This is a genomic window from Candidatus Omnitrophota bacterium (genome assembly GCA_023227985.1).
Taxonomy (GTDB): domain Bacteria; phylum Omnitrophota; class Gorgyraeia; order Gygaellales; family Profunditerraquicolaceae; genus JALOCB01.
The window spans coordinates 61,775-74,871 of record JALOCB010000005.1 but is presented as its reverse complement, the minus strand read 5'-3'; the positions used below and the strand labels follow the sequence as shown (position 1 = coordinate 74,871).

At 49.5% G+C, this 13,097-nt stretch carries 13 protein-coding genes, 2 tRNA genes and 1 other RNA gene; all 16 read right to left on the bottom strand.

Going from position 1 to position 13,097, the window contains the following annotated elements; all coding sequences use genetic code 11:
* Positions 1-189, bottom strand: a 189-nt coding sequence (locus M0R35_02115) for a hypothetical protein (protein ID MCK9594452.1), incomplete at its 3' end; no start/stop codon positions are given.
* Positions 186-695, bottom strand: a complete 510-nt coding sequence (gene ruvC, locus M0R35_02110) for a crossover junction endodeoxyribonuclease RuvC (GenBank protein MCK9594451.1) — start codon at positions 693-695, stop codon at positions 186-188. The genes ruvC and M0R35_02115, both read right to left, overlap by 4 nt.
* Complete coding sequence (locus M0R35_02105; protein MCK9594450.1) at positions 692-1,450, bottom strand: YebC/PmpR family DNA-binding transcriptional regulator; 759 nt, start codon at positions 1,448-1,450, stop codon at positions 692-694. Before M0R35_02105 ends, ruvC begins: the two co-directional genes overlap by 4 nt.
* A 64-nt stretch (positions 1,451-1,514) precedes the next feature.
* An RNA gene (gene rnpB / locus M0R35_02100) (RNase P RNA component class A) lies at positions 1,515-1,890 on the bottom strand.
* An 11-nt stretch (positions 1,891-1,901) separates the two neighbouring features.
* Positions 1,902-2,318 carry a ribonuclease HI family protein gene (locus M0R35_02095; protein MCK9594449.1) on the bottom strand — a complete coding sequence of 139 codons (417 nt, stop codon included), beginning with the start codon at positions 2,316-2,318 and terminating at the stop codon, positions 1,902-1,904.
* The gene (locus tag M0R35_02090; protein MCK9594448.1) at positions 2,311-3,030 is read right to left on the bottom strand and encodes a hypothetical protein; all 720 of its coding nucleotides are present in this window, start codon (positions 3,028-3,030) and stop codon (positions 2,311-2,313) included. Before M0R35_02090 ends, M0R35_02095 begins: the two co-directional genes overlap by 8 nt.
* A gap of 40 nt (positions 3,031-3,070) precedes the next feature.
* Positions 3,071-3,144: transfer RNA gene (locus tag M0R35_02085), tRNA-Val, on the bottom strand.
* A gap of 57 nt (positions 3,145-3,201) precedes the next feature.
* Positions 3,202-3,273, bottom strand: a tRNA-Ile gene (locus tag M0R35_02080).
* A 114-nt stretch (positions 3,274-3,387) separates the two neighbouring features.
* Entirely contained in the window at positions 3,388-3,690 is a 303-nt protein-coding gene (locus tag M0R35_02075; protein MCK9594447.1) for a PilZ domain-containing protein, read from the bottom strand.
* Positions 3,691-3,777: 87 nt separating this feature from the next.
* On the bottom strand, positions 3,778-5,139 hold the full coding sequence (locus M0R35_02070; GenBank protein MCK9594446.1) for a sulfatase: 1,362 nt from the start codon (positions 5,137-5,139) through the stop codon (positions 3,778-3,780).
* A 2-nt stretch (positions 5,140-5,141) separates the two neighbouring features.
* Positions 5,142-6,515 carry a sulfatase-like hydrolase/transferase gene (locus tag M0R35_02065; protein ID MCK9594445.1) on the bottom strand — a complete coding sequence of 458 codons (1,374 nt, stop codon included), beginning with the start codon at positions 6,513-6,515 and terminating at the stop codon, positions 5,142-5,144.
* 8 nt (positions 6,516-6,523) lie between these two features.
* Positions 6,524-7,924: a sulfatase-like hydrolase/transferase gene (locus M0R35_02060; GenBank protein ID MCK9594444.1), complete on the bottom strand. Its 1,401-nt coding sequence runs from the start codon at positions 7,922-7,924 to the stop codon at positions 6,524-6,526.
* Positions 7,925-7,927: 3 nt separating this feature from the next.
* Positions 7,928-8,668, bottom strand: a complete 741-nt coding sequence (locus M0R35_02055; protein MCK9594443.1) for a methyltransferase domain-containing protein — start codon at positions 8,666-8,668, stop codon at positions 7,928-7,930.
* Complete coding sequence (locus M0R35_02050; protein MCK9594442.1) at positions 8,637-10,061, bottom strand: B12-binding domain-containing radical SAM protein; 1,425 nt, start codon at positions 10,059-10,061, stop codon at positions 8,637-8,639. Before M0R35_02050 ends, M0R35_02055 begins: the two co-directional genes overlap by 32 nt.
* A 27-nt stretch (positions 10,062-10,088) precedes the next feature.
* A complete protein-coding gene (locus M0R35_02045) occupies positions 10,089-11,468 on the bottom strand; it encodes a B12-binding domain-containing radical SAM protein (protein MCK9594441.1) in 1,380 nt (459 codons plus the stop codon).
* Between the two features lie 82 nt (positions 11,469-11,550).
* Positions 11,551-13,092 (bottom strand): sulfatase-like hydrolase/transferase, encoded by a 1,542-nt coding sequence (locus M0R35_02040; GenBank protein ID MCK9594440.1) that lies wholly within the window; start codon positions 13,090-13,092, stop codon positions 11,551-11,553.
* Positions 13,093-13,097: the final 5 nt, after the last annotated feature.

Below are 13,097 nucleotides of genomic sequence, written 5' to 3'. Positions count from 1 at the left end.
GCTCCGGGACGGTTCCACTTGGTAATAATGATAGGTGATCAGGTCGATTGTTCCGTCGGCCGCGATGATCTCGTCCAGCCGTTGCATATTGATGACCGCCAGAAGCACCTGATAAGCGAACCCGGAATTCTCGACCAGGATGAAATTGGCCCCGCGTTCGATCACTTTTCCTTTGATCCGGGCGATCATAAGCTGCCTTTCGCTATTAGTTTTATCCGGTTGGCGCGGATGAAATACGTATAGGCGATTGCCAGGGCAAGTGCGTCGGTCGTGTCTTCGTATTTAGGCAATTCCTTCAGGCTAAGTATGGAAGCGACCATGCGCTGTACCTGGGTTTTGGATGCCTGCCCTCTTCCCACTACCGCTTTCTTGACATGCGTCGCCGCGTATTCGATCAAGGGGATCTTGCCTTGCGCGCAAGCCAGGCAGATTATGCCCCTGGCCTGGCCTAAAAGGAACGCGGTGGTAGGATGATGGTAATGTATAAAGACTTTTTCCAGGACCATAACATCCGGATGATGTTTTTTTATCAGCCCGGATATTTCCCGGTAGATCGTATCCAGCCTTTGCGGAAGCGGCTGGCTGTAACGGGTATTGACCGCTCCGGCGGCGACCGGGTTAAAACTCCGGCCGTCCCAGTCGATTATGCCGTAGCCTGTAGTTTTTAACGCCGGGTCAATCCCCAGTATCCTCATTCTTCTTCGGATTCAGCCTGGATCTTTTCCAGTATATCGTCAGGTATCTCGGAATTATCGTATACATCCTGGACATCGTCATGCTCTTCCAGGGCCTCGATCAGCGCCAAGACCTGTTTGGCGTCGCTTTCGTTAAGCTTTATGCTTGAAGACGGGACCATGGTCACTTCGGCGGCCTCCATCTTTATGCCTTTCGCCGCCAGCGCCTGCTTGACCTTATCCAGGTCCTGCGGCGCGGAATATATCTCGTAATCAGACTCGGTTGTTTTAATATCCTCGGCGCCGGCGTCCAGGACTATATTCATTAATTCCTCTTCTTTGGCCGCGGATCTTGCAACCGATATATAGCCTTTCATGGTAAACATCCAGCTTACCGAACCGCCCAGATTGCCGTTCTTTTTTGACATAATATTGCGTACTTCCGCGGCGGTCCGGTTCTTGTTATCGGTTATCGCGTCGATCATGACCGCTACGCCGCCCGGGCCGAAGCCCTCGTATCTTACGGACTCATAAATTACGCCGGGCAGTTCGCCTGTGCCGCGTTTTATAGCCATTTTGACGTTATCCGAAGGCATATTCGCTTCTTTTGCCCGGTCCATGATCTTACGCAGCTTAAAATTCGTATCCGGGTTACCGCCGGCTTCGCGAGCGGCAACGGTTATCTCCTTGATGATCTTGGTATAAGTGGCGCCTTTAACCGCGTCGGCAGCCGCTTTTTTACCTTTATTTGTCTTCCATTTAGAATGACCTGACATTTTTCCTCCAGTTTGGTTTAGGTGTGCATTGCTGACAAAACATCAATCCATACTCAACATAATATTACTGAGGCGTAGAATAAGCCGGGTTTTGTTTATGTGGTCATTCCTCTAATCCGGGCAGTCGCCTGCCCTGGATTTAGCAGCCTACCCAAAACTCGTAACGGAACGGGCTATTCCTGGTTTTCTATTCGGCCTTGCTCCGCGCAGAGATTGCTCGTTTCACCCCGGGGCCAGGTTTCCCTGGATCCAGGCTCGTCTCTGTGGCTCTCCCGAAGCCTCATTCTTGCGAAGTCTTCTTCGGGATCCCGGATCGTAACGATCCGGGATATCCTCGCTGATTCAACATCAACGGGTGGTTATTACCCACTGCGCTCGCCCTCTGGAGCCCGGACTTTCCTTCCGCAAATATTTTGCGGGCAACCACTTCCTACGCCTCAATATCAAAAGATCAGTTTGCGCCTTTTGCTCTTGCTTCTTTCACCGCCTGTGTGGCTAATTTATCGGCCAGGCTGTTTTCTTCCCTGGGGATATTGGCTAATTCCACTTCCTTAAAAGCCCCGATAAGCCGCACTGCCCGGTCGTACAGCCCGATCATGTTCGGGTGTTTCACTTTATATATTTTTTTGATCTGGCGGTACAAAAGCTGGCTGTCGGTCTTTATCAGGATGCGCTGCGGCCGGAGTATCAAAGCTTCCTCAAGCGCGTAGATCAGGGCCGTATATTCGGCGATATTATTGGTTGCTTCCCCGATGTAGCTGGATAATTCCCGGATCAGCTTGCCTGAGCGGTAGATCGCCACGCCCACTCCGCTGGGCCCTGGATTGCCTTTGGATGCCCCGTCTATGAATATCTCAAGGTCATTCATCGCCGATGAACAGTATCCGGTTGCAGACGTCGCAGACCATAATCTTTTCGTACATCCGGATCAGGTTTATCACCTGGGCCGGCATGAACATATTGCATCCGGAACAGGTGTTGTTTTTCACACTGACTATCGCCAACCCTTCGCGGTTTTTCAGTATCCGCTCATATTGCGCGAGTATTTTTGTGTCGATCGCCGGCACGTTCTGGTTGCGCTGCGCCTCCATCTGGCGGAGTTTTTCGTCGATCTCTTTTATCCGGTCTTCGACGATCTTTTTCTGGGCGTTAAATGTCTGCTCTTCCTGTTGGAGCTTCTTCCGTTCGTTATCTATATCAGCTTTGGAGCTTTCTATCTTATCCATGGACTCGAGTATTTTATCCTCGATCACCGAGCCGTCGGCCTTGGCGTCCTGGATCTGCTGGAGCATGGTGTTATATTCTTTGTTGGTTTTAAGCTGATAGAGCTGCGCCTGAAGCTTTTTCGCGTTCTCTTCCTTTGACGCCAGCTCCAATTCCCTTTCTTTCTTTTCTTTTTGCAGGTCCAGGGACACCTTTTCCAACTTCGCCAAGCTCTCTTTTTTGGCCTCAAACGCGTTTTTCAGCGCCTCGATCTCCAGGGGTTTGGCCTTTTTTTCGTCGTTCAACCGGTAGATCTGGGTATCGATCGCCTGAAGCTGGATCAGGGCTTGCAGCTGTTCTTTAAGGTTTGCCGTCAATTATTACCCCCTTCTATGATTTTAAGGCGCGTATGTAAAATGGGCGATAGAGGACTTGAACCTCTGACCTTCACAATGTGAATGTGACGCTCTAACCAACTGAGCCAATCGCCCCGATACAAGCTGCTGACGACAAACGCCGGAAAACAACGCTCGTCAGCTATATAATCCTGGGCCCAGGAGGGTTCGAACCTTCGACCAAGAGATTATGAGTCTCCTGCTCTTCCGCTGAGCTATGGGCCCGTAATTTGCACGCAGAATATCACGCCTAAAACACAAAAATACAGACTAATATAATACTATTTTTACGGGATTTGTGCAAGATAAAATTTAAAACTTTTTCTGAGGCGGGAGATATTACTGAAACGGGATATTTACCAGGTTATCCGGGCCGAAATCCAGGCCAGCTTCCCACATTATCCCTGATGCCGGTCTTACCCAGATCACCACGGCTTTTTTTTGTACCGTATGAGGGCAAAAAAACGGGACCTTAAAGTGTATTTTTATATGGTCTTTGGGTTTGAGCGGTTCGTAACCGATTACCCGGACTCCCTGTTCGGCTACTTCTTCCAGGATCACGGTTTTTTCCGGGGAGCCCGTATCCTGGATTACCATTGCCGATTCGTTCGTTTCAAAACGCGGATAATTCCTGCGCTCCATGGTTTTCTCCTCTCAACAGGAGTCTACCACTTATTACCGTCATTTCAAGCCCAATAGCGGCAAAAAAGAAAGCGTTTTCAGACAAGATCACCAGTACCCGGCTTTTTTCAGGTTTTTGATCATTTCCGGGTCTAAAATCACTTGATTGCCGTTAGTTGAGTGCTTTTTAAAAAGTTGGCGCCAATCCAGGAAATCCCGGAGCATTAAAAACGTAAGGTGTTTTTTGCTTTGGTTAAGGTCGCGAAGCTCGCGCGGATCGGTATTTAAGTTGTATAAGCGGTTTTCGCCTTTGTTAAATATCAATTTCCAGCCATTCGGCCGCAACAGGGCCCATTTGTGTTTTTGCCCTTCGGCTAACAGGAATTTACGTGTTGACCGGGCTCGCGGGTCTTTTAAAAGCGGCGCGATGCTTAATCCGTCTATCGCAGCGGTATTGCCTATATTCTGCAGGTCCAGGATTGTGGGCATCAGGTCGATCAACCCGACCAGAGATCGGATCCGGATGCCCCGAAATTTTGTCGAGGGTAAACGAATGATCAAAGGCACATGGACCACTTCCTGATATAGATTTTGATTGCCAAAACGGTCGAATGTCCCTCTTTCCCCCAATTCCTCCCCATGGTCGGCGCAGAGGATAATAATCGTTTCATCATAAAGCCCTGCATTTTTTATGCCGGAGATCAATTCTCCGACGTACGCGTCCGCCCGCCGGATGCCGGAGGAATAAAGGGCTTTTATATACTCAAGATCAGCCGGGCCCAACGGCGATTTTATACCGTCCATATCAAGGCAGCCGCCTTTTATCCTCCGCAGAAGGCCGTAATCCAGCGCGGAGCCGGCTAATATGCCGCTGTAAGCGTTGTTCAGCTGTGCGTTCAATAGTTCCTTGTCGTACGGCGGATGCAGGTCATAGCTGTGGATAAGCGCGAAGAAATATTCGTTCCTCGGCAGCGCCAGCCATTTTTTTATTTCAGGCAGGATATCGCCCAAAGAACCCACGGGTCGTGGGCCCTGATAGTAAAAATAACGATCAAACCCTTTTTCCAAGCCGTATTTATCGACCGTATCCAGGCCGCAGGTGAATGCCGCGGTATCAAAGCCGTTTTTTTTCAACACCTCGGTAAGCGTCCGCTCATTAGTTGCTATGCGGTTATTGCGCGAGTTTACTCCGTGCGCCGAAACATATTTAGATGTAAGCAAAGATACCATGCTGGGCAGCGTCCAATATGACTGGCTTATTGCGTTATCGAATAACGCGCCTTCAGCGGCAAGGGAATCAATATTCGGGGTATTCCCCTGCCGGGACCCGTAACAGCCCATATAATCGGTCCTTAGCGCGTTGACGACGATAATAACTATGTTATATTTCGGGCCGGCAGGGTAAGCCCGCGAGGCGATAAACGGTCCGGCGATAGTAAGGGCACAAAAGAATATAAGCTTTATTCTCATTGTTAAAATAATTCCAGCAGTTTTGACAATAACATGTTTTCGATATCGGCGTATCCCCGGCCGGCCAGGTTGTTTATTTCCCGGGGGTCTTTTCTAAGGTCATACAGTTCGATCCTGTTCCTGAAAGGAGCGGTTATGATCGCGCCGTTATGCATCTGCACGCTTTTGATATTTTTATGATCCGCCGGGAATCCCCATGTATGTGTAATAAGTTTCCATGAGCGGCTGCGGATCATCGCCTGGGTATCGGTCAGGCCGTTGTCCTCGCTTTCGCCGCTCAGGCATCCCGCATAAACATATTCATTTATTTCTTCGTCGATGGCGCTGCCCGGCAAAAATGTTTTAACCAGGCTTTTCCCTTCAAGCCCGAGCCCTTTGGTATCTATCCGCAGCAATTCCAGCACAGTAGGCATTATATCGACCAACTGTGCCTGTTCCTCGACTGTTTGTTGTTTTGCCTGAGGCAGGCAAAACAACAAAGCCGCGCGCACTTCTTCGTCATGCAGGCTTAATCCATGCCCGAAAAACTTTTTTCTTTCACCCAGTATTTCGCCGTGGTCGGAAAAGAACACCAGTATTGTTTTATTCAGCAACCCGGCCCCCTTTAAATGATCGAAGAATTTACCAACGTAGGAGTCCGTGTATCTGATCCCCGCGTCATAGTGTGCGATTATATGCCGGGCCTCTTGTTTGGTCCGTTTGAGATTGCGCGTGTGGAATCCCGGCGGCCAGGTTGCCATATACTCCTGATCCAGCCGGCCGTGATATCCTTCGTCGAAATAATCCTCATCCGGGCAATGATATGGTTCGTGTATATCATTGGCATGCAGAAAAACGAAAAATCTCTCGTTTTTATGGCGGGTTATCCATTTTAGGCAGGCAGGGAGCGTTTTTTCTATCGAAGGACGCCGGTTGGCTTCTACCGCGAAATCATATGTCTCAAAACCCTGGTTAAGCCCGAATTTCGGGTCGAATTGCTGCGCATTGTGTATAAAAGCCGCGGTTTTATAGCCGTTGGCTTTAAGTACCTCCGCTATGGTTATTTCTTCATCCGCGAGCCGGCGCTCGATCCGGTCGGCGTTATGGCTATGAGCGTATTTTGAGGTGAACAAAGAAGCGTGGCTGGCCAGGGTAAAGTTAGACTGGGCGAAGGCATTCTTGAACAATACCCCCTGGCCGGATATCGCGTCGATACGCGGGCTGGTATTGCGTCCGTAGCCGTAACATCCCAGGTGGTCGGGGCGCAGGGTATCCAGGCAGATGAATATCAGGTTATAACCGGAAGCGGGATCAACCGGGGATTGCGCGTAAAGCGGCAATACGGGGATCAGGGATGAAAGCAAAAAAAGTGATAATATCTTCCTGCAATCAGGCATTTAGGGCGTCAATATTCTTTGATCCGCAGCACGCTTCTTAACAGGTCTTCGTGGTAATTCTCCCCCTGCCCCATGGATCGCATCCAGGCAAAAAGTTTTTGTTCCAGCTCGTACGCGGTTTTCTGTTCGTCAGCAACACGGTTGACCGTTTCAGCGGGGTCGGTTTGCAGGTTATAAAGTTCTTTTTTTCCGGTTTCCATAGTGTAAATTAATTTCCAGCCGTCGGCTGTGCGGATCGAGCGCTTGCTGGTATAAAACCGGTAATCCGTTTCGCTGTAGGCGTCCAGCTTCAGCTTCTCTCCGTTCATCAGCGGCCTCAGGCTCACGCCTTTGGCCTGGTTTTTTACTTTTCCGGTAATTTTAATCCCGATCAGGTCCAGAACCGTAGGCATTATATCGATGCCGCGCACCTGGTCGGGAATAACGGCGTTCTTTTTTATCCCCGGAAGCCGGAAGATAAGCGGCACGCGTATAAGTTCATCGTAAAGAGAATGCCCGTGGTCAAACCTTTTATGCTCATAGAATTCCGTGCCATGGTCGGAAACAAGTATTATAACGGTTTTGTCTAAAACGCCCATTTTGCGCAGGGCTTCGATGAACTGGCGGAACCGTTCATCGACGTCGTTTATTTTTTCGTCATACAACGACCTCCAGAATCCGGCGTCCTGCTCGGTCAGGCTTATGGCGTTCTTATTCAGGCTGTCTTCGCGCAGCCTTCCCTGCTCTTCTTTGCCGCCTTTTAACGGTCCGGTATAATTAAAATCAAGGTAGCGCCGGGTAAAGCCGTTGGGCGGGTCATATTGGCCGTGGCAATCGTAGCCGTGCAGAAAAATAAAGAATTTTCTATTGTGGTTGGATCTCAGCCATTTAAGGGCTTCAGGGATACTGGTATCCATTCCTCCGAATTTAGGACCGTCGAAATAAGTATCAAATCCCTGGCCGAAGCCGAAATGCCCGCTTACCCCGGCATCGCCGGTAAATCCCCCGGTCGCGTAGCCGTTGTTTTTTAACACCTCGGCCAGGGTTACGGTTTCCGGGGAGAGGTCTTTCAGGCTGGTCAATATTTTTTCATTATCGGTGTATACGGAATATTTGTTTACGCAACGGTGTTGCGACGGATAAAGCGAGGTAAAGTAGCTCATCGTCGCCGGCACGGTCCAGGAAGCCTGGGAAACGGCGTTCTTGAACAGAAAACCTTCCCCGGCGAATGAATCTATGGTCGGGGTGGTATTGCGGCTATAGCCAAGGCATCCGACATGCCCGGCCTGCAGCGCGTCAAAAGAAACGAGCAGAACATTATACCCCTTGAACTGCCCGCTCTTTATTACGGCGGCGGTATCCCCGGCGTGCGCGTTAGCGGAAAAACATATTATTCCCAGCAAGATCAGAAATGAACCGGCGCGGGGCATCTTTTATTTCCTCCCTAAAGCTATTATCCAGCGCATCGTTTCGTAGATCGCGCCTCTTACGCAGCGGACGCGGTGTAATTCCTTGTATTGCGCAGGCGCGTTGATAAACATTCCCTTTAATTCTTCGATCTTTTTAGGCGGGAAAAATGTGTCGGTCAGCCACGGGTTTATCGGCTCTTCAATGGTATATTCGCGGCGCTCGATTTTTTTAAACCCGGCCCTTTTCAAGCCGTCCAGGATATCCTGCTCGCAGACGAAATTGCGCAGCATATTCTGTTTTTTTTGATGGATCCTGCGCACCCAGGCCTTATCCTTTTCTCCGAACGGGACGATCTGGCTTATTATTACCCTGCCTGTGCCTGGTTTTACGACCCGGAATAATTCAAAGAAAAAACGTTTCATATCCAGAAAATGCATTGCCTGGCGGCAGGCCGCGACGTCAAACGTATTATCGGCGAAAGGCAGATGCTCGGTTTGTGCGTTGACGCAATGATCCAGGCGTTTACCGGCAAATCCCAGCATATCCAGGCTCAGATCCAGACCGATGGCCGTGTTGCCGCTTTTGCATAGGTCCGCACCAACGATCCCCGTACCGCAGCATGCCTCAAGAACGGTTTCGCCGGGAAGTATCTTGGCAAGTTTGCGGTGGATATCCAAAAGCCCCGGGTCTTTGACCCATCTCGCGGATCTGTCGAATGTCCTCGCCCGGTTCTTAAACTGTTTTTTTAGTTGTTTGTGATCCATTATCCCAATCCAGAGGTCCGTAACGGTCATAAGAGATGCGTCGGATCCGCATAAATGCTTCTCTGAGCTTAGATTCGGCCAGGCTGGTGCAATTAACGATCGTATCCTCGGCACAATTGACTTTACGCTGGCCTAAAACGCGGAAATACTCTATTTCATCGACGATAAGCTTCTTTTCAAGCGCGTATTGATAAACCGGGGTCCCGGGGAACGGGGTCAGATATTTAATGCTGCATGGGATGATATCCTGGGTCTCGATAAACCTTACCATCTGGTCGAGAGACTCCTCGGTTTCTCCCAGCAGTCCTACAATAAAGTTAGCCATGACCTTGATCCCGGCCTTATTGGTCATCTCCACAGCCCGCTCGATCTTTTCCACGGTTATATTCTTGAAATTGGCGTTAAGTACTTTTTGGTCGACCGATTCTATCCCGTACCATATTTCATCGCAGCCGCAGTCCTTCATCAGCCTCAACAGGTCGTCGTCGATATTCTCCACCCTGGTGGAACAAGCCCAGCGCACCCCGGTTTTCCTAAGTTCCTCGCATAATTTTACTGTCCGCGTCCTGCCGATGACAAAGGTAAGGTCGTTGATATAGGCGTATTTTATCCCATATTTGCGCACATACGCGGCCATATCCTGTCCGAATTTCTCCGGGGTCATTTGGCGGACTTCGGGTATGGCCTTAAAACAGAAAGAACAGCGCGCGTAACACCCGCGGCTTGACGATATCCCGATCTTTTCGATCAACCTGTCTTTGGCGACAGTCGGCCAGAGAGAAAAATCCAGCGCCGGCAGGATATCCAGGTCATTTATCTGCGCCCGGGGCCTGGTAAATTTGATCTTTCCATTTTCCCGATAGGCTAACCCGTCGATCAGCGGTATTTTTTCCGGCGTTTTGCCGGATAGAGCGGCCAGAAGCTCCAGGATCGTCAATTCCCCTTCCCCCAGTACCGCGAAATCCGCCGGCAAAGCGCGCATCAGTAATTCCGGGGTAGAGGAAACAAACGGGCCTCCCAATATGACGATGTTGCCGGGATCAATTTTTTTTACCCTGCGGATAAAATCTTCCATAAAAACATAACCGTCGATAAAGGTGGTTAGCGCAAAAATAGCGTGATCGCCGCTTTTCGCGATCAATTCTTCAGGCGGGACCGGCGTGGTGCGGTAATCCACGATCTCAACGCCGAAACCGGCGTTCTTGGCCACAGTGGCGATAAAGGTAACGCCTTCAATGGGCGTGCGCAGCAGGAATTCCCGCCCCGGTGTGGGTATTTGCGGCGAAGGCGGGACAATGATTATGAACCGCGGTTTTTTAGGATCGGCAGTCAATGGCGAAGACGATGCGCCTTTAATCGATTCTTCAACGGCTGAAAGGCTGGTTTTCTTCAAAGCAAAGACTCCTTCCCGGTGATGGCCTTAAAACCATTCATTAGTGTAGCGCGGGCCTTTGATATATTTTGAATTTATTTCCATATAGGTGTCGCGTATGACTTCATCCGGCAGCCGCGTGAAATTTATAAATTCGTCGTCTTTATCGCATCTTTCATTTGCCAGCCAGCGCAAATGGCTTACCTCATCTTTGATTATCCCGGTTGCGAGCGCCCAACGGTAAATTTCAGTGCCCGGGATAGCGGATAAATATTTCACCCGGCACGCGCTCCCGGTCTCATCGATAAAATCAACGACTTTTCTCAGGGATTCTTTGGTTTCCTGGGGCAGGCCCACAATGAACAGTCCTCCTACCTGTATCCCGTTGTCCTGGGTTAATTTTACCATCCTGCGTATCTGCGCAGGGGTGATGCCTTTATGAGCGTTATCCAGGATATTTTGGTCCAGTGATTCGAAGCCGTAGAGGATTATCTGACAGCCGGCGGCTTTCATCGCCTTTAGCATTTCTTCGTCTATATTCTGGACCCTGGACATGCACGACCAACTGACTTTGAACTCTTTTAAAACTTCGCATATCTCAAGTGTCCGTTGTTTCTGGATGGCGAAAGTCAGGTCCACGAAATAAATGAATTCGAAATCATATTGTTTTTTCAGTTCCCTGAGCTCATCCTGGAATTTCCCGATCGACTTTTGGCTGAGCTGCGGGGTGGTCCGGAAACAGAATGAACAATTCTTGTAACATCCGCGGCTATGGGAGAAGAATATCTCCTTGACCTTTTTGTCTTTCTGCACCGCCGGCCATAAAGAGAGGTTCATTAACGGCAGTGATTCCAGGTCGGCCATCTGCGGGCGTTTTTCGGTAAAATGAATGCCGCCGGAATTGTCCTTATAGCATAATCCGGCGATCTTTTCAAAATCCTCCGGTTTGCCTTCGGCGATGGCATCCAGGAGCTCCCGGGTAGTCTCTTCGCCTTCGCCGAGCACGCCGATATCAGCGGCGGTATTTTTTATAAGTACCTGCGGAGTGGAAGTCACCAAAGCGCCGCCTAAAACGATCAATTTCTCCGGGTATTTTTGTTTGATCTTCGCGCATGCTTCATGGACAAAGGGGAAAGAATCCTCATACGTAGCCATACCGACCACTGCCGCGTCTTTGACCGAATCGACCGCGAATTTTACCGGATCATCCTGAAAACGCGCGTCAATGATCCGGACCGGAAAACCGGCATTGAACAGCACGGTAGCTATATACGAAACCCCTTCAAAGGGCTGCTTCAAAACAAATTCCCATCCCTCGGGCACGGTAAAACAAGACGGCGGTACAATAAGGGCGAAGCGGGGTTTATTGGGATCGGTCTTTTGCGGTTTTATTGACTCTTCCTTTATTTTTTGAAGTATATCCATCATGGTCTTTGTTTAAATGATATTTTGCAGAGCAAAAATAAATTGTAATCTAAAACCAGGATAAAAACAAGTCATTTTAAAAATCCTACCAATAACCGTGCTCTCTGGCGTCTTTGATCATCTTGTCGGGGATCCTTTGGGTAGACGCATTGAACTGGCCGGAAACCCGGCATGCCTGGGACCATTCGGCCAATAGGGCGGTTAATTCTTTCGTTTTTTCCGGATACGCGCTACGCACATTATTTAGTTCGTTTGGATCGGCGTTAAGGTCATACAGCTCAAATGATTCTTCTTGTACCTTTAGTGACGTATTATCGCTGAATTTTCCCTTGGTATCCGCCGAAAAGAATATTTCGTGTATTAGCTTCCAATCCTGGTTACGGATCGACTCATTGATACTGGGATAGCTTGAGAACGGCCTTTTCGGCCCTCCGGCGAAGTTATATGCCGCGCCCGAATAAACATAATCATTAACGGCCAGGTCGTGCTTTATCAACGGCACCAGAGACCTTCCCTGCAACCGGCGCAGGAACGGGATGTCCAGTAAATCCAGTATTGTGGGCATAATATCCGCGAGTTGGACCAGCCCGGTTATCCTGCGGTTTTTTAGCCCGGGGATTTTGACCAATAACGGTATGTGGACCACGTCATCGTAAAGCGTTCCGCGTATTGTGCCTACGCGCCCGAATCTGCCGTGTTTAGCGAACATTTCGCCATGTTCAGAAAAAACAACGATGATCGTTTTCTTCAGCAGGTTTTTATCAAGTGAGCCCAGGAATTTGGTTACTTGCGAATCGACTGACAAAATGGTCTCATCATGCAGGTCGGTCAAATAATCCACGTCGTCCTGGGTCAATACGATACGGGGGAATATGTCCCCGGGATCAACCTGAGCGTGTTCCATATTGGGATGCAGCGGATCCTCCCTGGTTATGCAATAGGCCTGATACCGGCCGTCGAATTTCCGGAAGCCGCGATAGGTAAAGCCTGGTTTTATGGTTATATCCTTGCCTTTTGTGTCGCTGAAGACGCCTCGGAATTTCCGGGGCGGGGTGAACGGCGGATGAGCGTCATAACCGTGGACGAACAGAAAAAACTTATTTTTTGAGTTACGGGCAAGCCATTTGCGCGCCTGTTTTAAAGTCACCGCAAAACCCGTAAAAGACGGGTTTGCGTCGGTCTGCGAAAAACCGCGCATATGTCCAAAGATGCGATTATCATCAAGGCCTCCGGTAAAAGCGGCGGTGGCATAGCCGTTATAAGCCAGGACCTGCGGCAGCGTCTTAATATCGGTGGAAAGTGTATTTTCGAAGTATCTATCCATAACCTTATGTGTATACGGGTTCAATGCCGTAAAAACAGTTGTTATTACCGGCAGGGTCCAGGATGCCGGGGAATACGCGTTTTCAAATATCAACGCGTCCTTTGCCCATACTTTGAATTTAGGGTTGGTGTCACGGCGGTATCCGTAGAGGCTCATATGTTCCGCGCCGATATTGTTGATGGCGATCAGAATTACGTTGAAGCCCTTATATGATAGGTTATCCTGGTCCTGCTGAGCGTAAACACGGCGCTCGCCCGACAAGATCGCAATAACCAAAACCAGAAATATGCGTAGTATAAACATAGGGT